This window comes from Microbacterium karelineae, from assembly GCF_009745985.1.
GTDB lineage: Bacteria > Actinomycetota > Actinomycetes > Actinomycetales > Microbacteriaceae > Microbacterium > Microbacterium karelineae.
Genome location: NZ_WFIX01000032.1, coordinates 92847 through 112338 on the forward strand (window position 1 = coordinate 92847; position 19492 = coordinate 112338).

At 69.9% G+C, this 19492-nt stretch carries 17 protein-coding genes; 10 read left to right on the top strand and 7 right to left on the bottom strand.

Going from position 1 to position 19492, the window contains the following annotated elements; genetic code table 11:
• Nucleotides 1-35: 35 nt before the first annotated feature.
• Nucleotides 36-1049 carry a LacI family DNA-binding transcriptional regulator gene (locus tag GB932_RS00590; protein WP_156758859.1) on the top strand — a complete coding sequence of 338 codons (1014 nt, stop codon included), beginning with the start codon at nt 36-38 and terminating at the stop codon, nt 1047-1049.
• A 12-nt stretch (nt 1050-1061) separates the two neighbouring features.
• Here GB932_RS00590 and GB932_RS00595 read toward each other — a convergent pair whose 3' ends face one another.
• On the bottom strand, nt 1062-2414 hold the full coding sequence (locus GB932_RS00595; RefSeq protein WP_156758860.1) for a uracil-xanthine permease family protein: 1353 nt from the start codon (nt 2412-2414) through the stop codon (nt 1062-1064).
• Between the two features lie 206 nt (nt 2415-2620).
• Between GB932_RS00595 and GB932_RS00600 the strand changes: the two genes are divergently transcribed.
• Complete coding sequence (locus tag GB932_RS00600; protein ID WP_156758861.1) at nt 2621-4657, top strand: BCCT family transporter; 2037 nt, start codon at nt 2621-2623, stop codon at nt 4655-4657.
• A 51-nt stretch (nt 4658-4708) separates the two neighbouring features.
• On the opposite strand, the gene GB932_RS00605 is transcribed toward GB932_RS00600, so the two are convergent.
• Nucleotides 4709-5272: a TetR/AcrR family transcriptional regulator gene (locus tag GB932_RS00605; protein ID WP_197517181.1), complete on the bottom strand. Its 564-nt coding sequence runs from the start codon at nt 5270-5272 to the stop codon at nt 4709-4711.
• A gap of 86 nt (nt 5273-5358) precedes the next feature.
• Here GB932_RS00605 and GB932_RS00610 point away from each other — a divergent pair, with 86 nt between their 5' ends.
• Complete coding sequence (locus tag GB932_RS00610) at nt 5359-7626, top strand: glycoside hydrolase family 3 C-terminal domain-containing protein (RefSeq protein ID WP_156758862.1); 2268 nt, start codon at nt 5359-5361, stop codon at nt 7624-7626.
• A gap of 83 nt (nt 7627-7709) precedes the next feature.
• On the opposite strand, the gene GB932_RS00615 is transcribed toward GB932_RS00610, so the two are convergent.
• The 3 genes from GB932_RS00615 to GB932_RS00625 all read right to left on the bottom strand — a co-directional run bounded on the left by GB932_RS00615 (nt 7710) and on the right by GB932_RS00625 (nt 10458).
• Complete coding sequence (locus GB932_RS00615; protein WP_156758863.1) at nt 7710-8588, bottom strand: phosphoribosylaminoimidazolesuccinocarboxamide synthase; 879 nt, start codon at nt 8586-8588, stop codon at nt 7710-7712.
• Between the two features lie 40 nt (nt 8589-8628).
• Nucleotides 8629-9234 (bottom strand): DUF4352 domain-containing protein, encoded by a 606-nt coding sequence (locus GB932_RS00620; RefSeq protein WP_438616687.1) that lies wholly within the window; start codon nt 9232-9234, stop codon nt 8629-8631.
• Nucleotides 9235-9675: 441 nt separating this feature from the next.
• Complete coding sequence (locus GB932_RS00625; RefSeq protein WP_231915937.1) at nt 9676-10458, bottom strand: DUF4352 domain-containing protein; 783 nt, start codon at nt 10456-10458, stop codon at nt 9676-9678.
• A 370-nt stretch (nt 10459-10828) separates the two neighbouring features.
• On the opposite strand from GB932_RS00625, the gene GB932_RS00630 reads away from it, so the two are divergent.
• Both GB932_RS00630 and GB932_RS00635 read left to right on the top strand, forming a co-directional pair.
• Entirely contained in the window at nt 10829-12079 is a 1251-nt protein-coding gene (locus tag GB932_RS00630; protein WP_156758865.1) for a sensor histidine kinase, read from the top strand.
• A 21-nt stretch (nt 12080-12100) separates the two neighbouring features.
• A complete protein-coding gene (locus GB932_RS00635; RefSeq protein ID WP_156758866.1) occupies nt 12101-12808 on the top strand; it encodes a response regulator transcription factor in 708 nt (235 codons plus the stop codon).
• A 77-nt stretch (nt 12809-12885) separates the two neighbouring features.
• Here GB932_RS00635 and GB932_RS00640 read toward each other — a convergent pair whose 3' ends face one another.
• Nucleotides 12886-13245, bottom strand: a complete 360-nt coding sequence (locus GB932_RS00640; protein ID WP_156758867.1) for a nuclear transport factor 2 family protein — start codon at nt 13243-13245, stop codon at nt 12886-12888.
• A 79-nt stretch (nt 13246-13324) separates the two neighbouring features.
• On the opposite strand from GB932_RS00640, the gene GB932_RS00645 reads away from it, so the two are divergent.
• Nucleotides 13325-13783, top strand: a complete 459-nt coding sequence (locus GB932_RS00645; protein ID WP_156758868.1) for a hypothetical protein — start codon at nt 13325-13327, stop codon at nt 13781-13783.
• Nucleotides 13784-13786: 3 nt separating this feature from the next.
• On the opposite strand, the gene purD is transcribed toward GB932_RS00645, so the two are convergent.
• Entirely contained in the window at nt 13787-15052 is a 1266-nt protein-coding gene (purD, locus tag GB932_RS00650) for a phosphoribosylamine--glycine ligase (protein WP_156758869.1), read from the bottom strand.
• Between the two features lie 128 nt (nt 15053-15180).
• Between purD and GB932_RS00655 the strand changes: the two genes are divergently transcribed.
• From GB932_RS00655 to purM, 4 genes are all read left to right on the top strand, one after another.
• Complete coding sequence (locus GB932_RS00655; protein ID WP_156758870.1) at nt 15181-17436, top strand: molybdopterin-dependent oxidoreductase; 2256 nt, start codon at nt 15181-15183, stop codon at nt 17434-17436.
• A 110-nt stretch (nt 17437-17546) separates the two neighbouring features.
• Nucleotides 17547-17903 carry a sterol carrier family protein gene (locus GB932_RS00660; RefSeq protein ID WP_156758871.1) on the top strand — a complete coding sequence of 119 codons (357 nt, stop codon included), beginning with the start codon at nt 17547-17549 and terminating at the stop codon, nt 17901-17903.
• A gap of 46 nt (nt 17904-17949) precedes the next feature.
• Nucleotides 17950-18321, top strand: coding sequence for a potassium transporter Trk (locus GB932_RS00665; RefSeq protein ID WP_231915938.1), 372 nt, complete (start codon nt 17950-17952; stop codon nt 18319-18321).
• 35 nt (nt 18322-18356) lie between these two features.
• Nucleotides 18357-19490, top strand: a complete 1134-nt coding sequence (gene purM, locus GB932_RS00670) for a phosphoribosylformylglycinamidine cyclo-ligase (protein WP_156758872.1) — start codon at nt 18357-18359, stop codon at nt 19488-19490.
• The last annotated feature ends 2 nt before the right edge of the window (nt 19491-19492 follow it).

Genomic DNA, 19492 nt, shown 5'->3' on the forward strand with positions numbered 1-19492 from the left:
CGGGAAGATGGATCCACGGCGCGAAGGAGTGCGAGATGGACAGGACGACGGACGCGGGAGCCGCGACCCTCGAGCAGGTCGCCGAGCGCGCCGGTGTGTCGCGGTCGACGGTGTCGCGCGTCGTAAACGGCGGCGCCCGCGTGAGCCCTGACGCGCTCGCCGCGGTCGAGAAGGCGATCGCCGAGCTGGACTACGTGCCGAACCGCGCCGCGCGGTCGCTCGCCTCGCGCCAGACGCACGCTGTCGCCCTGGTCGTCCCCGAGGACACGACCCGCTTCTTCGGAGACCCGTACTTCGCGTCGATCGTCGCGGGCATCAACGACCGCATCTCGCCGTCGCCCTACATGCTGGGCCTGTTCATCGCGTCGGGCGACCCCGACGACAAGGCGACGAGCTTCGTCTCGTCGGGCAGCGTCGACGGCGCGCTCATCGTGTCGCACCACACGAGCGACGAGTACGTCCGGCGCATCGCCCGCTCGACCCCCGTCGTCTACGGCGGGCGCCCGATCGGCGTGACGCCCGACGACTACTGGGTCGACGTCGACAACGTCGCGGGCGGACGGCTCGCGACGCGGCACCTCCTCGACCGTGGGCGGCGGCGGGCCGCGATCATCACGGGGCCGCCCAATATGCTCGCGGGCGTCGACCGCCTGCGGGGGTTCCGCGAGGTGCTCGAGGAGGCGGGGCTGGAGCCCGTCGGCGTCGAGGACGGCGAGTTCTCGGCCGCGGGGGCGGCGAAGGCGATGGAGCGGATCCTCGCGAGCGGTGCGCGACCCGACGCGGTCTTCATCGCGAGCGACCTCATGGCGCGCGGCGCGCTGAGCGTGCTCGGCCGCGCCGGGATCCGCGTGCCCGACGACATCGCGATCGTCGGATTCGACGACTCGCCCGTCGCATCGAACGTCGTGCCGCCGCTCACGACGGTGCGGCAGCCGTCGCGCGACCAGGGAGCCGCGATGGCTGACGTGCTGCTGCGCCGGCTCGGCGGTGAGGATCCGCCGCGCGAGAACCTGCTCCCGCTCGAGCTGGTCGTCCGCGAGAGCGCTTAGGCGGCGCCCGGCTCAGTTCTCCGGGTCGCCGCCGAGCTGGCCGACGGCGGGGATCGGGCCGCCGTCGTCGGCGCCGGATCCGCGCAGCCGCGCGATGAGGTTGCCCACGTGGTAGATCACGAGCGCCGCGACCGTGCCGAGCACGATGCCGCCGAACTCGAACGCCTCGATCTGCATCGTGAACCCGGCGATGCCGATCACGAGCGCGACGGCCGCTGTGTACTGATTGACGGGACGCGAGAAGTCGACGCGATTGTCGACCCAGATCTTGATGCCGATGATCCCGATCAGGCCGTACAGGGCCGTCGTGACGCCGCCGAGCACGCCCGGCGGGATCGAGTTGAACACGGCGCCCACCTTCGGTGAGAACGCGAGCAGGATCGCGGCGACGCCGGCGACCCAGTACACGGCCGTCGAGTACACGCGCGTCGCCGCCATGACGCCGATGTTCTCGCCGTAGGTCGTCGTACCGGATCCGCCGCCCGCGCCGGCGAGCGTCGTCGCGAGGCCGTCGGCGATGAGCGCGCGGCCCGTGTAGCGGTTGACGTCGGATGAGGTCATCGTCGCGACGCCGCGCACGTGTCCGACGTTCTCGGCGACGAGGACGAGCACGACTGGCAGGAACATGGCGAGCGTCGACCAGGTGCCGGGTGAGGCGAAGTCGGGCACGTGGAACTCGGGCAGACCGATCCACGACGCCTCGCTGATCGCTTCGGCGGGCGTGAGGCCCGTCACGGCGTTCGGCACGCCGAAGGCTCCCGTCGCGGCGCCGTAGACATAACCGACGATCACGCCGAGGAAGATCGAGATCCGTCCGAGGAATCCCTTGAACAGCACGGCGAACAGGATCGTCGCGGCGAGGGTGATCGTCGCGGCGGTCGGGTCCACCTGGTAATTGCTCCACGCCGTCGGCGCGAGGTTGAAGCCGATGAGGGCGACGATCGCGCCCGCCACGACCGGCGGCATGAGGGCGTCGACCCACGTGAGGCCCGCGACCTGCACGACGACGCCGACGATCGCGAGCAGGACGCCCACGGCGACGACGCCCGCGAGGGCGGATCCGATCGCTCCCGACGCCGTTGCGGCCGTGATCGGCGCGATGAAGGCGAACGAGGATCCGAGGTAGCTCGGCAGGCGGTTGCCCGTGATGATGAGGAAGAGGATGGTGCCGATGCCGGAGAACAGCAGCGTCGTCGGCACAGGGAACCCCGTCAGGGTCGGCACGAGGAACGTGGCGCCGAACATCGCTACGACGTGCTGCACGCCCATCGTGATCGTGGCGGGCCAGTTCAGGCGCTCACCGGGCGAGACGACCGAGCCGGGCGCGACATCGCGCCCGTTGCCGTGCAGAGTCCAACCGAACATGCGGATCCTTCGTGAGGGGGTGGAGAGACCGGAGGGGGCATGCCGGTCGGATCCACGTTAGTCGGCGCCATCTCGTCGCGCATGTCGCTGCCGATTGCGGGCAGGTAACAGGTGGGGCATCTTCGGCCGACATGCTCGCATTGAGGACGAGATCCCGCTACGTTGTCGCCAGCTTGAACGAGGTTCGACGACGATTCAGGAGAGACATGGTCCAGCACGATGAGCCCGCGCACGATCAGCAGAAGAAGAAACCCGTGAAGAGCCTCGTCCGCGAGGTGACCCACCCGGCCCTCATCCCGGGCATCGGGGTCGAGGACACCCCGCGGAGCTTCGCGACCAACTGGATCGTGCTCGGCGCCGCGGGCGTCGCGGTCCTCGCGGTCGTGATCTGGGGCTTCGCGAGTCCCGACGGCATCGCGAACGTCGGAGCCGCCGCCCTCGCCTGGACGACGACCCACTTCGGCTGGCTGTTCTCGGCCCTCGCCGTCATCTGCCTCGGTTTCATGGTCGTCCTCGGCTACGGCCGCACGGGCGGCGTGCGGCTCGGCTCCGACGATGAGAAGCCCGAGTTCTCGACGACGGCCTGGATCGCCATGCTGTTCTCGGCGGGCATGGGCATCGGCCTGCTGTTCTGGGGTCCGAGCGAGCCGCTCGTGTACTACGCGAACGTGCCATATGGGATCGACGCCGAGCCCGGCACGCGCGAAGCCATGATGGCCGCGCTGGCGCAGTCGATCCTGCACTGGGGGCCGCTCGCGTGGGCCTTCTACGCCCTCGTGGGCGGCGCGATCGCGTATGCCGCGTACCGACGCGGGCGCGCGCCGCTCATCTCGGCGATCCTGTACCCGATCTTCAAGGAGAGGACCGAGGGGTGGATCGGATCGGTCGTCGACATCTTCGCGATCATCGTCACGCTCTTCGGCACGGCGGTCACCCTGGGAATGGGCGCGCTGCAGGTCGCGGCGGGCGTCGAGGTCGTCTCCGGCATCGGCCCGCTCGGCAACGGCGCGCTCGTCGTCATCATCACGGTCCTCACCGCTGCCTTCGTCGTCTCGGCGGTGTCGGGCATCAAGCGCGGCATCCGCCTGCTGTCGAACATCAACATGGTGCTCGCCGGCGTCATCGGCGTGATCATCTTCGTGGCCGGACCGACGCTGTTCCTCCTCAACATCGTTCCGGGGAGCATGGCGGGCTTCTTCGGCGACCTGTGGACGATGCTCTCGCGCAACCCGGCGCAGGGAGACGAGGCGGCGGCGTTCGTCGGCGGCTGGACGAACTACTACTGGGCGTGGTGGATCTCGTGGACGCCGTTCGTCGGCATGTTCATCGCGAAGATCTCGCGCGGCCGCACGATCCGCGAGTTCGTCACCGTCGTGATCATGGTGCCGTCGCTCGTCTGCGTGCTGTGGTTCGGGATCATGGGCGGCACGACGATGCTGTACGACGAGCAGTCGGGCGGCGGGATCACGGCGATCCGTGCGGAGAGCGGCAACGAGGGCGTGCTGTTCGCCGTCTTCGACATGATGCAGCGGGGGCTCGTGATCGGCGGCGTCGAGATCCCGATCGCCGGTGTGCTCTCGATCGCCGCGATGATCTCGATCATCCTGTTCTTCGTCACCTCGGCCGACTCGGCCGCGATCGTCATGGGATCCATGAGCCAGCGCGGCCGTCCCGAGCCCACGACGCTCGTCACGATCATGTGGGGCGTCCTGCTCGGCGCCGCGGCGCTCGCACTGCTGCTCGCGGGCGGAGAGAACGCGCTGTCGGGCCTGCAGTCGATCATGGTCGTCACGGCGCTCCCCTTCGCCGTGATCGTGCTGGGCGTGCTGATCTCGTGGGCGATGGAGCTGCGCACGGATCCGTACATGCTGCGGCAGGCGTTCGCGAAGGCGGCGATCGCGCAGGGCGTGCGCCGGGGCATCGAGGAGCACGGCGACGACTTCGTGTTCGACGCCGCCGAGGTGAAGCCGGATCAGGGCGCGGGTGCCGGCATCGACACGGCCGCCCCCGAGCTCACCGACTGGTGGGATACGGCGACGGGGCAGATCCCCGTCGTCGAGGGCGCGGAGCCGCGCGTCGTCACGGCGGAGGACGTGACGCGCACGCTCACGCCGGGGCACATCCAGGAGCGCGGTCCAGGAGACCCGAGCCATACGGCGTCGGGTGACGCGTCGCTCACCGTGGGCGAGAACCGCCGCAGTCGTCGCCATCGTGACGAGGATGACGACGAATTCGGCGGCTGAATCGCGAGTAACGGGAGAGGGGCGTCGGGCTGCGGCCCGGCGCCCCTCCTCTCACGCGCGCAGGCCGTCGACGTATGCCCGAAGCTGCGCGGCCATGTCGAGCGACGGATCCATGAGGAACTGCGTCTGCAGGCCGTCGGTGAGGGCGATGAGCGATGTCGCGGCGCGAGCGGCGTCGACGTCGGCGCGCAGGGATCCGTCGCCCTGCCCGGCACGGATCGCGTCCGCGAAGACCGCGCGGAGGCGTGTGAATCGCTCGGCGAAGTAGGAGTGTGCGGGGTGGGACGGATCCGCCGCGTCGACGGAGAGCTGCGTGTACAGCTGCACGAGTCCGGGCACCTCGGCGTTGTGCGCGACGATGCGCAGGAGGTCGGACAGCATGTCGCCCGTGCGGTCGACCGCATCGACCTCGTCGCGTTTCGTCAGGACAGCGGTGAACAGCTCGTCCTTGCTGCCGAAGTAGTGCAGCAGGCCGGCCTGGCTGAGCCCGACCGCCCCGGCGATCTCGCGCACGGACGCGCCGCGGTAGCCGTGCCGGGCGATGACATCGAGCGCGACCTGCAGGATCTCCTCGCGCTTGGCGATGCCCTTCGCGTACGCGCCTCGCTGTGCCATGCCTCGATTAAAGCCGAATGACACTTGTTTTTCAATGTCAAACGTCATACGGTTTTCGTGATCCCATCCCGACGCAATGGAGAGTCATGACCAGCACACCGTTCCCGGACATCTCGGATCTCACGCTCGAGGAGAAGGCCGCGCTCACGAGCGGGCTCGACTTCTGGCGTCTGAAGGCCGTCGAGCGGCTCGGCGTGCCGAGCATCATGGTGACCGACGGCCCGCACGGCCTGCGCAAACAGGCAGGGGAGAGCGACCACCTCGGCCTCAACGACAGCGTGCCGGCGACGTGCTTCCCGCCGGCCGTGGGGCTCGGATCCTCGTGGGACCCCGAGCTCGCGCGCCGCGTCGGCGAGGCGATCGGCCGCGAGGCGGCGATCGAGGACGTCGCGGTCGTGCTCGGCCCGGGCGTGAACATCAAGCGCTCCGTGCTCTGCGGCCGCAACTTCGAGTACTTCTCCGAGGATCCGATCCACGCGTCCGACATGGGATCCGCGATCGTGCGCGGCATCCAATCGAACGGCATCGGCACCTCGCTCAAGCACTTCGCGGCCAACAACCAGGAGACCGACCGCATGCGGGCGTCGAGCGACATCGACCCGCGCCCGCTGCGCGAGATCTACCTGCGCGCCTTCCAGGGCGTCGTCGAGGATACCCAGCCGTGGACGGTGATGTGCTCGTACAACCGAGTCAACGGCGTATACGCCTCGGAGGATCCGTTCCTCCTCACGCAGGTGCTCCGCGACGAGTGGGGTTTCTCCGGCCTCGTCGTCAGCGACTGGGGTGCGTCGAACGTGCGCGCCGACGGGATCCGCGCGGGCATGGATCTCGAGATGCCCGCCTCGGGCGGGATCACCGATCGCCAGCTCGTCGAGGCTGTGAAGGACGGATCCCTCGACGAGGCCGAGCTCGACCGCTCGGCGGCGCGCGTCCTGCAGCTCATCCGCCGCGCGAGAGAGCGCGCGGCCGTCGAGGGATCCCTCGACGTCGACGCCCATCACGCGCTGGCGCGCGAGGCGGCGGGGCGCTCGATCGTGCTCCTGAAGAACGATGCGGGAACGCTGCCGCTGCAGGCGACGCAGCGCATCGCCGTCATCGGCGAGTTCGCCGAGACCCCGCGCTTCCAGGGCGGCGGCTCCAGCCACATCCACCCCACCCGCGTCGACGTCGCGCTCGACGCCATCCGCGAGGTCGCGGACGATGTGGTCTACGCGCCGGGCTATGTCCTGCCGCCGGCGCCCGAAGGGATCGGGATGAGCGGGGCCAAGGCGCCGAAGCCCGCGCCCGAGACGCTGGAGAAGCTGCGTGCCGAGGCCGCGGCGGCCGCGTCGAGCGCCGACGTCGCCGTCGTCTTCCTCGGGCTGCCCGACGAGGACGAGTCGGAGGGCTTCGACCGCGAGCACATCGACCTCCCCGCCGAGCAGCTCGCGCTGCTCGACGAGGTCGTGGCCGCGAACTCGAACGTCGTCGTCGTGCTGTCGAACGGCGGCGTCGTCGCCCTGCCGTTCGCCGACCGCGTCCCCGCGATTCTCGAGACCTGGCTGCTCGGTCAGGCGGGCGGATCGGGCACGGCCGACGTGCTCTTCGGATCCGTCAACCCGTCTGGCCGCCTCGCCGAGACGTTCCCGTACCGGCTCGAGGACACCCCGGCCTTCACGTCGTTCCCCGGTGAGGCGCAGCGCGTGCGCTACGGCGAGGGCCTGTATGTCGGCTATCGCTGGTACGACGCGCGGAAGATGGAGGTCGCGTTCCCCTTCGGCCACGGACTGTCGTACACGTCGTTCGCCTACGGCGAGCCTCGCGCGACCGCGAATGCCGACGGAGGGATCGACGTGACCGTCGATGTGACGAACACGGGATCCGTCGTGGGCCGCGAGGTCGTGCAGGCGTATGTCTCGCGCCCGGGATCCGCCGTCGAGCGCGCACCGCGCGAGCTGAAGGCGTTCGCGAGCGTCGAGATCCCGCCCGGCGAGACCGTCGCCGTCGCCCTGACGGTGCGCCGACGCGATCTCGCGTACTGGGAGACGCGCGCCGAGCGGTGGATCCTCGAGCCGGGCGCGTACCTGGTCGAGGTGGGTGCGTCGAGCCGCGACCTGCGCGGCGAGGCGGGCGTCGAGCTGGCGGGCGATGAGCTCGTCCTGCCCGTGACGCGCGACTCGTCGATCGGCGAGGTCATCGCGCACCCCGTCGCGGGCCCGATCGCGCGCGCCGGGTTCGAGCCGACGCCGTTCGGGCAGATGCTGTTCACGGAGGACGGTGTCTCCGCGATGGGCGGGGCCATGCCGCTCGGACGCCTCGTGAGCTTCGGCGTCGACGCGGAGATCGTGGAGCGGATCGTCGCGGCCGGCGCCTGATCCCGCCCAACCCTTCATTTCTGGCACATCTCCGCATGGGAATCCGTGACGGTGGGTGCCAGAAATGAAGGGTTGTCGCGGCGCTACGCCGTCATGCGGGCGAGCAGCTCCTCGTAGCGGTTCACCGTGCGCTGCACGATATCGGCCGGGAGCGCCGGAGGCGTGCCCTGCTTGTCCCAGTGCGCCGCGAGCCAGTCGCGCACGATCTGCTTGTCGAAGCTCGCCATGCGGTCGGCGGGCGCGGATCCGTTCTCCCACGCCGTGCGATCCCAGTACCGTGACGAATCGCTCGTGAGCACCTCGTCGGCGAGGCGCAGCGTGCCGTCCTCGTCGACGCCGAACTCGAACTTCGTGTCGGCGAGGATGAGTCCCTTCGCCTCCGCCGCACGCGCCGCGCGGGCGTAGATCGCGAGCGAGGCGTCGCGCAGCTGCTCCGCGCGCTCGGCGCCCACGAGGTCGACCGTCTTCTCGAACGAGATGTTCTCGTCGTGCTCGCCCTGCGGCGCCTTGTAGGCCGGGGTGTAGATCGGCTCCGGCAGGCGGTCGCCGTTCGAGAGGTCCTCGGGCAGCGGGATCCCGCACACTGTGCCGCTCACCTGATATTCGGCCCATCCGGATCCCGTGAGGTACCCGCGCACAACGCATTCGATCGGCAGCATGTCGAGCGCGCGCACGACCATCGCGCGATCCGCGACCTCGGCGGGCGCGTCCTCGCCTGTGAGGTGATTCGCGACCGGATCCCCGCCGTCGCCGCCCGCGAGCTGCTCGAACCACCACGCGCTGAGCGAAGTGAGCAGCGCGCCCTTGCCGGGGATCGCGGGCTCGAGCGCGTGGTCGAACGCGCTCACACGATTGCTCGCGACGACGAGCATGCGCGCGGATCCGTCGTCGGGGCGATACAGATCGCGCACCTTCCCGGAGTAGACGTGCCGCCAGCCGGGGATGTGGAGTGCGTCGCTCATCCGTCCATTATGGCGACGGGATCGGCGGCTGAGGACACGGTCACCTGACGGAGACGAACACCGTGTCGGCCCAGAACCCGGGTGTGACAGCGAGCGTGCCATCCGCGGCGGATTCCGAGGGGACGTGGAAGGCGAGATTGCCGGTGACCGAGCCGTCGTTGTAGAGCTCCGTGAACCAGTCGAGGGCATCGGGCGTCACGGCGAAGGCATCGAACTCGTCGATCGTGACGCCGTCTGCGGTCACGTACTCGATATCGGCGGAGTACGCCGAGTCGCTCTCGCGGCCCGTGTACGTCACCGTTGCATTCACGAGGATGTATTCGTAGCCGTCGTCCGGCGGTTCGTTGAACATGTTCTCGGCGAGCACCGCGTCCGTCGCGCCGAGAGCGACGTCGTTGATGACGATGGTCCACTCACGGCCTGTCACTTCGGAGCCGATGGGGAAGGGGGCTGCGCGTGAACCCGGCTCCGCCTCGGGCTCGTCCTCGGATTCGCCGTCGTCGGTCGATGCGGTCTCCTCAACCGGAGGAGCGTCGTCCTTCTCCTCGACCGGAGCCTCCGCACTCGATTCGTCTGGTTCCCGCTCGGTGGGAACGGACACGGTGGTGTTGTCGCTGAACGCATCGTCGAGAGCGAAGGCCGTCATCACGATGAACGCGATGACAGCGACGATCGTGCCGACGACGCTGATCACCGTCGCGGCGATGCTGAATGCCTTCGAACCGGTGAGAAAGAAGGAGACGATCGCGAGGATGAACGCAATCGGGAGAAGGATCCAGCCGAGCACGAAGGCTCCAGGGATCACAGAGAAGGCGAATCCGACGATCGCCGTGATGAACGCGATGAGACCGAGGACGTTCCTCCTCGGCGGTGCGGCGTCTGCGCCGGCGGACGCGGGAACGGGCGGCATCGGGCGAGACGGCTGCGGTGGCAACGGCGGGGGCGTGCTGTCGAACGTCATGTCGTGCTCCTGCGGGGTGCGTGGCCGAGCGGGATGTCGCCCGGTGCGGGCGTCCGCGCATGAGGCGCGGTGCCCTCCGTGGGTGGGGCCGCGTCGAGATCGCCCTCGACGCGGCCCTGTCGTCGTCTACTGCACGGCGAAGAAGACCTTGTCGGCGAGCAGTCCGGCACGAATGGCGAGGGTTCCGTCAGCGGCGCTCGCTGACGGGACGGCAAAGGCGAAGTTCCCGGTCACGGTCGCGTCCGTGTAGAGCTCGGCCATCGAATCGAACGCGTCCGGCGCGACGGCGAGTGCGTCGTCGCCGCTGATCGTCACACCATCCGCAGTGACGTACTCCACCCCGGTGCCGATGGCCGGCATTCCGCTGTCGGCTCCGATGTACGTCGCGGTGACGTTGACGAGGATGTACTCGTCGCCGTCCGCCGGCGGGTCGTTGAACTGGTTCTCGGCGAGCACGGCGTCCGTCGCACCGAGGGTGACACTGTTCACCGTGATGGACCACTCATCGGAGTCGACGGTGCTCCCGAGCGGCAGCGGGTTCTCGCGAGTTCCCTGCGCGTCCGAACCCTCGGCGTCGTCATCGTCCTCCATGGTCGCGTCGTCGTCGGGCGCCGAGGCCTCCTCGTCATCGCCTGCGACTTCCTCGGAGATCGTCGTATCGCCGATCTCGTCGAACGCGTCGGTGACGACGTTCGCAGCGCCGATGAAGAACGCGATGACCCCGGCGATCGTGCCGACGATCGAGAGGACCAGGGCGACGATCGCTGCCCACTTCCGTCCTTTCAGGATGAGGCCGATGATCGCGAGCACGAAGGCGACGGGGAGGAGGATCCAGCCGATGATCAGCACGCCGGGGATCATCGCGCAGACGGTGCCGACGACCGCCACGATGAGCGCGATGATGCTCACGACGTGGAGCTTGGGCGCCGGCGATGTACTCGGATCGGTGTTCGGTGCGGTGCCCGGTTGGATGGGCCCCTGCTGGGGCGGCTGAGGTGGGGTGGGAGTTGCGTTGCTCATCGGACTCTCTTCTCTCTGGTGGGACGATCTGTGCTGTGTGACGGGCCGGATCCCGCGGCGCGTACTGACGTCAATGTACTGGTGCCCGGGCACTCATGCCATCACCGGGTAGTTCCGAAGTGCATCGACAGGACCATCGTCGCGTGGGGCGCGGCGTGTGCGCCTCGGCCGATTGGGCGGATCAGGATCGGCCGTCAGGACGGCGCATGCGGACCGATGCGACGAGACGAATGTCGGACCACCGCCGTACGCTCGCGATGTGGATACCTCGTCGAGCGCTCGTGCCGTGTGGGGTCGCATCGCGACCACCGCGTGGAGCATCGCGCTGTATGTGCTCGGCAGTATCGTCGAGGTGCTCGCGCTGATGAGCGTTCCGGGTACTCGAAACGACGATGAGTCGACGGGTGCCCACTACGCGTACTGGGCGGTGTCGCTCATCCTCTGGGCATCGGTCTTCTTCCGGCGACGGCATCCGATCGCACCGATCGCGGCAGGAGGCGTGCTGGCCCTGGCTGGTTCGTCGTACTTCCTGCTGTTCCTCGGCCTGCATCACGCGATGCTGCGGTCGAGCATGAAGAACGCCGTGCGCATCGGGGCCGTGGCCGTCGTCATCGCACTCCTATCGGTTATCCGCGCCGGTCTCGCGCCCTGGGGCGATGGGCTGGATCGCCTGTTCCTCGCGGAGAACCCTTGGCTCGTCTCGGCGTTCTTCGCCATCGCATCCACCGGCACGCTTCTCGCCGTCACCGCGATCGTCCGCAGTCGACGTACCGGCGACGCGCACCAGCGCACCGCCGAAGTCGCGCGGGGGCGTGCCGACCAGCTCGGCGATGAACTCGCCCGGAGGAATGAGCGTGAGCGCATCGCGCGCGACATCCATGACACGCTCGCGCACCGGCTGTCGCTCCTGTCGCTGCAGGGCGGCGCGCTCGAGGTCGCCGTCGCCGGCGGCGATTCGCGGGCGGTGGAGATCGCACGCACCATGAGAAGCGAGTCGCACCGGGCGCTCGACGATCTCCGCGGCCTGCTCGGCGAACTGCGTGCGGGACCTGCCGAGACGGAAGGCGTTCAGGCGTCGATGCGGTCGATCGGGGAGCTCGTCCGCAGCGCGCGTGCCGCGGGAGCGACCGTCGACGCCATGATCATGGTCGAAGGCGCCGATCGGGCCGCGGCGATCCTCGACAGCACGGTGTATCGCGTCGTGCAGGAGGCTCTGACGAACGCCGTCAAGCACGCGCAGGGTGCACCCGTCTCGATCTACGCCGAGGCGTCACCGGGGGCGGGCGTTCGCATCCGCGTGTCCAATCCGCTGCGCGATGCCTCGGCCGTCTCCGAGCGCGGATCCGGGGCGGGCATCGTCGGCATCAGGGAGCGCGCGGAGCAACTCGAGGGGGAAGCCTGGATCGGCGCGCACGAGGGCGAGTTCATCGTCGATGTGTCGTTTCCGTGGGTCGGGCGGACAGCGGACGACTCCATCGCGCATCCGGCCCCCATCTCTCCGGATGTCTGATGCCGCCAGTAGGGTCGACGCGTGGCCCTCTCGACCGACGCCGAAGCCGACACGGCAGAATCTCCCCTCGCGCGTGTGCTCGTCGTGGACGACGACCCGATCGTCCGGCAGGCCGTGACGCTGCTTACCGACGCTCTCGCCAACGCGCGCGTCGTCGGGGAGGCGGTCGACGGACGTGAGGCCATCGCCCGGGCGCGGGAGCACCGCCCGGACGTCGTGATCATGGACGTCAGCATGCCGCGCGTCGGCGGCCCCGAGGCGACGGCGGAGATCGTCGCCGCGCTGCCGCATACCCGAGTCATCGCCATGACGAGCCTCGGCGCAGAAGAAGCGCTGATGCGGATGATCGAGGCAGGCGCACGGGGGTTCCTCGTGAAGGATCGTGTGTTCGATGAGCTCCAGAATGCGATCGATGCCGTCATGAACGGCGACGGCTTCCTGTCGCCGCGCGCGACTGCGCAGCTGCTCCGGCGCCGCGCTGAGATGTCCGGCGATGCAGAGCGTCGCCTGGCCGTCACACGCTTCGAGACGCTCACCGCGCGTGAGCGCGATGTCGCCGTGCGCGTCGCCGCGGGAGATTCGAATCCCGAGATCGCCGCGCGTCTGTTCGTGTCCGCTTCGACAGTGAAGACCCATCTCGAGCAGGTCTCGATGAAGCTCGGAGTGACGGGGCGCCCGCAGATCGCGATCGTCGTCGATCGCGCGGGCCATGGGCCCGCGTTCGACTGAAGCGTTCGGCGAATGGATGATCTCCACGAAGACGCCTCCGACATGGGCGCCGATGACCTTCTTCTTGACCTCGACCGCTATCCGTGCACGACTCGGATCCAGTTCAGCGCCGTGCCCTTCGCGCTCGCGAAGCGGAAGAGGTGCGCGACGTGGCTGGTCGCGGATCCGCGCGTCCAGGATCCGCCGGCCGCGCCCTCCCTGCCGTGCGTGACGGCCATGTCGAGGTGTGCGTGTGTGAGGTCGCCGCGGAGCCGGGCGAGTTCGGCCATGACCTCCTCGATGCCGGTGGTCGTGCGCGCGCCGTTCTCGAGCGCGACGTCCGCGGTCAGAACCGCCCGCATCGCAGCCTCATCGCCGAGGGCGAGGGCTCGCTCCCACTCCGCGAGCAGCGTGTTCTTCGGAGAATTGCCGCAGTTCTCGAATCCCGTGAACTCCATGGCGCCCAGGGTATCGACTTATCCACAGCCTCCGATCGGGGCTGGACAGGGCAGAGTACGCATCCGATAGCGTCGCGGCATGAGCGATCCGACACCGATCGAGACCATCCGCCGCCCGCGCCCGTGGGGAATCTGGATCGGCCTGTTCGCCATGTGGGCGGTCGCGTTCCCGATCGGCCCCGTCGTGACGATCGTCTGGCCCGACGTCGTCCTCGGGGTGCTCTATCTCGGCGTGTTCGCCCTGCCGCTCTTCTGGGCCGTGTCGGCCGCGGCGGTCGTCGGGCTGGGGGCGCTCCTGCACCACCATGTCCGGTTCTTTCGGCGACCCTGGGTGCTCATCCTGATCATGGCCTTCGCCCTCGCCACGCTCACGGCCCTGTGGCTGGGGGAGCAGGCGGGCGGCGAGAAGGAGACGCCGCGCTACATCGGCATCGTCTACCTGCTCGCCGTCGCGGGCGCGATCGTCGGGCTTCTCGTCACGCTCGTGGCCATGGCCGCGCGCCGCGCCTTCGCCCGTGGGGAGCGGACCGCGCGCTGATCCCTACGCCACGCGGGCGGCGATGTCGGTGCGGAACTGCCCGCCCTCGAGGCCGATGCGGTCGATCGCGGCGTACGCGCGTTCGCGCGCCTCGGCGAACGTGGATCCGAGGGCCACGACGTTGAGCACGCGCCCGCCCGTCGTGATGAGCCGGTCGCCGTCCGCCGCGGTCGCCGCGTGCGTGATGTGCACGCCCTCGATGCTCTCCGCCTCGTCGAGTCCCGTGATCTCGCGGCCCGTCATCGACGACGCCGGGTAGCCCTCGCTCGCGAGCACGACCGTCACAGCGACGTCGTCCGAGAACTCGGGCGCAGGCTCGTCCTCGAGCGTGCCGTTCGCGGCCGCCATCAGCAGGTGCGCGAGGGGCGTGGTGAGGCGGGGGAGCACGATCTGCGTCTCGGGGTCGCCGAAGCGCGCGTTGAACTCGATCACCCGCACGCCCTGATCCGTGACGATGAGGCCGGCGTACAGCAGGCCGATGAAGGGAGACCCGTCGCGGTCGAGCTCGCGGATGACCGGCTCGGCGACCCGCTCGGTGACCTCGTCGACGAAGCCCTGCACACTGCCGAAGCGCTCGGCGAGCCAGGGGAGCGGCGAGTAGGCGCCCATGCCGCCCGTGTTCGGGCCCTCGTCGCCGTCGAGCGCGCGCTTGTAGTCCTGTGCGGGGGCGAGCGGGCGCACGGTGTCGCCGTCGCTGAGGAAGAAGAGCGACACCTCGGGGCCGGAGAGGAACTCCTCGACGAGCACGGCGCCCTGGGGCAGGTATGTCTCGGCGTGTGCGAGGGCGGCCTCGCGGTCCTCCGTGACGATGACGCCCTTGCCCGCGGCGAGGCCATCGGCCTTGACCACGTAGGGCGCGCCGAACTCATCGAGCGCGGCGGCCGTCTCGGCGACCGTGTGGGCGTGGGTCGCGCGGCCCGTCGGGACGCCGGCATTCTGCATGATCCGCTTCGCGAAGGCTTTGGATCCCTCGAGCTGCGCCGCCTGCTTTCCAGGACCGAACACGGGGATCCCGCGCTCGCGCAGCGCATCGGCGACGCCCACGACGAGGGGCGCCTCGGGGCCGATGACGACGAGGTCGACGTCGTGGTCCTGCGCGAACTCGGTCACGGTACGCGGGTCGAGCATGTCGACGTCGACGAGGGTTGCGTCGCGCCCGATCCCGGCATTGCCGGGGGCCGCGAGGATCTCGTGACCCTCCTCAGCGGAGCGGAGGGCGAGGACGAGGGCGTGCTCACGTGCGCCGGAGCCGAGGACGAGGATCTTCACGCGTCCCAGCGTACTGTCCAACACAATGCAGTCGATCCGTGTGCCCAGACGACGACACGGCCCGTTTCGTGGCCGGTCGGCTCCTGAATGACTGCGTCGTGTTGGGGACGGGGAGCACAATGGGAGGCATGTCCGACTCGGCGCTTCATGCCTCGCACTGGGGCGCCTTCCGCGCGCGTGTCCAGGACGGGCGCATCGTGGAGGCGATCCCGTTCGAGGAGGATCCGGATCCCGCCGACCTCCTCGGATCTGTGCCGGACGTCGTCCACGCGGCCAATCGCGTCGCGCGCCCGGCAGTCCGCCGCGGCTGGCTCGAGGGTCGCTCGCGCGTCGATGCACCGCGGGGCGCTGACGAGTTCGTCGAGGTCGACTGGGACACGGCGATCGACCTGGTCGCGCGCGAGATCACCCGCGTGCGGCGCGAGCATGGGTCCGAGGCGATCTTCGGCGGATCCTACGGCTGGGCCAGCGCGGGCCGATTCCATCATGCGAAGACGCAGATGCAGCGATTCCTCGCCGCCTCGGGCGGATACACGGGGCACGTCGGCACCTACAGCTTCGGTGCATCATCCGTGATCCTGCCGCACGTGCTCGGCTTCGACGCCAACACGAGCGACTCGCACGCGTGGGATGACATCGCCGAGCACACCGAGACGTGGCTCATGCTCGGCGGAGTGCCGACGCGCAACATGAAGGTCGACTCGGGCGGGGTCGGCGCGCACCGGGGAGCGCGGGGCCTCGCGCGGGCGCTCGCCGGCGGAGCGCGGGCGATCAACGTCAACCCGATCCGCGACGAGGCGCCCACGGGTGCCGAATGGCAGCCGATCCGACCGGGAACCGACGTCGCACTCCTACTCGGCCTCGCCCACACGCTCCTCGTCGAGGATCGCCACGACCGCGCGTTCCTCGACGCGCACACGACGGGCTTCGACCGGTTCGCCGATCACCTCCGGGGCGCATCCGACGGCATCGCGAAGGACGCGGACTGGGCGTCCGGCATCACCGGGATCGCGGCCGAGCGGATCCGCGGGCTCGCGCGCGACATGTCCGTCACCCGCACCCTCATCACGACCACGTGGTCGCTGCAGCGGGCCGAGCACGGCGAGCAGCCGTACTGGATGACCGTCGTCCTCGCCGCGATGCTCGGCGGCATCGGGCGCCCCGGCGAGGGGTTCGCGTTCGGCTTCGGCTCGACCGACGGCATCGGATCCGGCGCGCAGCGGTTCCGTCCTCCGTCACACGGGAAAGGCGACAACCCGCTTGCGGGACGCGAGATCCCCGTCGCGCGCATCGTCGACGCCCTCGAGGATCCGGGCGGAGCATACGACTTCGACGGCGAGCGCCGCACCTATCCGGACATCCGGCTCGTCTACTGGGCGGGCGGCAACCCGTTCCATCACCACCAGGACCTCGGGCGCCTCCGCGCGGCATGGCAGCGCCCCGACACCGTCATCGTGAACGAGCCGTGGTGGACGCCGACGGCGAAGCACGCCGACATCGTCCTGCCCGCGACGACGACCCTCGAGCGCGACGACATCGCGGCGAGCTCGAGCGATGACTGGATCGTCGCGATGAAGCGCGCCGTGGATCCGGTCGGCGAGGCGCTCGACGACAGCGAGATCTTCCGCCGGCTCTCGCTCGCCGTCGGCCTCGACGCGCCGTACGGATCCGTCGACGACGCCCTGCGCGAGATGTACGAGGCGGGGCGCGCCTCGGCCGCCCGCATCGGCGTCGACCTGCCGATATTCGACGAGTTCTGGGAGCGCGGGTCCACTCGGCTGGCGCGCGTCGCCCCGCGGAATCCGCTCGCGCGCCTGCGTGCCGGAGAGCCGCTGGCCACCCCGAGCGGTCGCATCGAGATCTTCTCCGAGACGATCGACGGATACGGGTACGACGACTGCCTCGGCCATCCCGCGTGGCTGCCGCCGCGCGAATGGGCGACGGGCTATCCGCTGCATCTCATCTCCCACCAGCCCGCGACGCGCCTGCACAGCCAGCTCGACGGCGGATCCGTCAGCCGGGCCGCGAAGATCCGTGGCCGCGAGGCGTGTCGGATCAGCCCGACCGACGCGGCCGCGCGGGGGATCCGCGACGGCGACGTCGTGCGCCTCTTCAACGATCGAGGATCCTGCCTCGCGGGGGCCGCGATCAGCGACGCCGTCATGCCGGGCGTCGTCGCGCTGCCCACGGGTGCGTGGTTCGACCCGGATCCGGAGACGGGCATCGAGCGGCACGGGAATCCGAACGTCCTCACGGCCGACCGCGGCACGTCGAAGCTTGCACAGGGGACGACGGCGCAGACGACGCTCGTCGACATCGAGCGCTTCGACGGCGACCTCCCGCCGGTCGAGGCGTTCGACCCGCCGCGCATCGCACGGCGCTGATCTGCACAACGACGCCAATTCTGTGCGGAGAAGCCCCTGCCGCGGCGTGTCGGGGCCGTCACACCGAGAATCGGCGTCGTCGTGTATCGAGGGCGAGCGAAGATGGTCCCATGCCCCGGAAGATCGACACCGTCGACGGACGCGCCGCCGTCAGCGCCGTGCAGGAATCCGACGCCCCCTCGCGCACCGAGCTCGCGACCGCCGTGCGCTACCTGCTCCAGCTGCTCGAGGAGCGCGCGCCCGGCCGGAGCGTCGAGGTGCGCGTGCCCCCGTTCGGTGCCGTCCAGGTGATCCAGGGGCCCACGCACACGCGCGGCACGCCGCCGAACGTCGTCGAGACGGATCCGCGCACCTGGGTGGCGCTTGCGACGGGCGAGACGACGTGGGGCGAGCAGACCGCGGCCGGGCGGATCACGGCGTCGGGCACGCGCGCTGACATCTCGGCCCTGCTTCCCGTGCGATGGTGAGCAGGCGCCCCGATCCCTCACAGGCTTCCGGTGCGACAATGGATCCATGGATGGGAAGAGTGATCAGCACTCCGGTGAGACCACCGACCGCGACATCCCCCACGGGCACGTGAGCCGCGTTCCCGAGGCGCGCGTCGCGGTGCGGCGCTCCCCCAAGTACGGCACGTTCATGGCGCTCGGCGTCGCCCTCGGAATCGTGGCGGCGCTCATCCTCACGACCGTGTTCGACGGCACGTCCGAGCCCAGCCCGTTCACCGAGGTGACGTACTCGCAGACGCAGGCCTTCGGCTTCATCCTCCTGTGGTGCATCCCCGCCGGAATCGCCGTCATGATGATCGTCGCGATGATCCTCGACGGCGTCGTGTCGCGCCGGCTGCGCCATGCGACAGTCCGCGTCGATCAGGTCGACGAGCGTTGATCAGAGCGCTGTTCCGCAGCCGGTAACCTGGACCCGTGACTTCCCCCTCTTCGTCCGCTGCGGCGTCCCGGTCCACCTATTCCGAGGCCGGTGTCGACACGGCGGCAGGCGACCTCGCGGTCGAGCTCATGAAGTCCTCCGTCCGCGCGACGCAGGGCCCCGAGGTGCTCGGCGGCGTCGGCGGCTTCGCGGGCCTGTACGACGCGAGCTTCCTCAAGGAGTACCGTCGTCCCCTGCTCGCGACGAGCACCGACGGCGTCGGCACGAAGGTCGCGATCGCGCAGGCGATCGACAAGCACGACACGATCGGCCAGGACCTCGTCGGCATGGTCGTCGACGACATCGTCGTGATGGGCGCGAAGCCGCTCTTCATGACCGATTACATCGCGTGCGGCAGGGTCGTTCCTGAGCGCATCGCCGATATCGTGCGGGGCATCGCCGAGGCCTGCAGTGCGACGGGCACGGCGCTCGTCGGCGGCGAGACGGCTGAGCACCCCGGCCTCCTCGGCCCCGACGACTACGACGTCGCGGGCGCCGCGACGGGCGTCGTCGAGGGCGGCAGCATGCTCGGCGCGCACCTCGTGCGTCCCGGAGACGTCGTCCTGGCGCTCGCCTCGAGCGGGATCCATTCGAACGGCTACTCGCTCGTGCGCCACATCCTGAAGAACGCCGGGCTCGGATACGGCGACGTGTCCGACGATCTCGGCGCCACGTGGGGCGAGGCGCTCCTCGAGCCGACGCGCCTGTACACCTCGCCGCTCCTGCGGCTCGTCGAGGCGCTCCCCGGATCCGTGCACTCTCTCAGCCACGTCACGGGCGGCGGGATCGCAGCGAACCTCGCGCGCGTGCTGCCGAAGGGCACGCGCGTCGACGTAGACCGGTCCACGTGGAGCCCGAGCCCCGTCTTCCGCACGCTGAGTGACATCGCCGGCACGAGCCTCGAGCAGGCCGAGGGCACGTGGAACCTCGGAGTCGGCTTCTTCGCCGTGGTCGCGCCCGAGCAGGCAGGGGCGGCGATCGACGCCCTCGCGGACGAGGGGATCCCGGCCTGGCAGGCGGGCGTCGTCGAATCCGGCGAGGCCACGGGGGACGAATTCGAGCAGGGCGCCAAGGGGGTCGACGGCGGTGCCGTCCGCCTCGTCGGCGCATACGCGGACGGAGCGAAGTAACC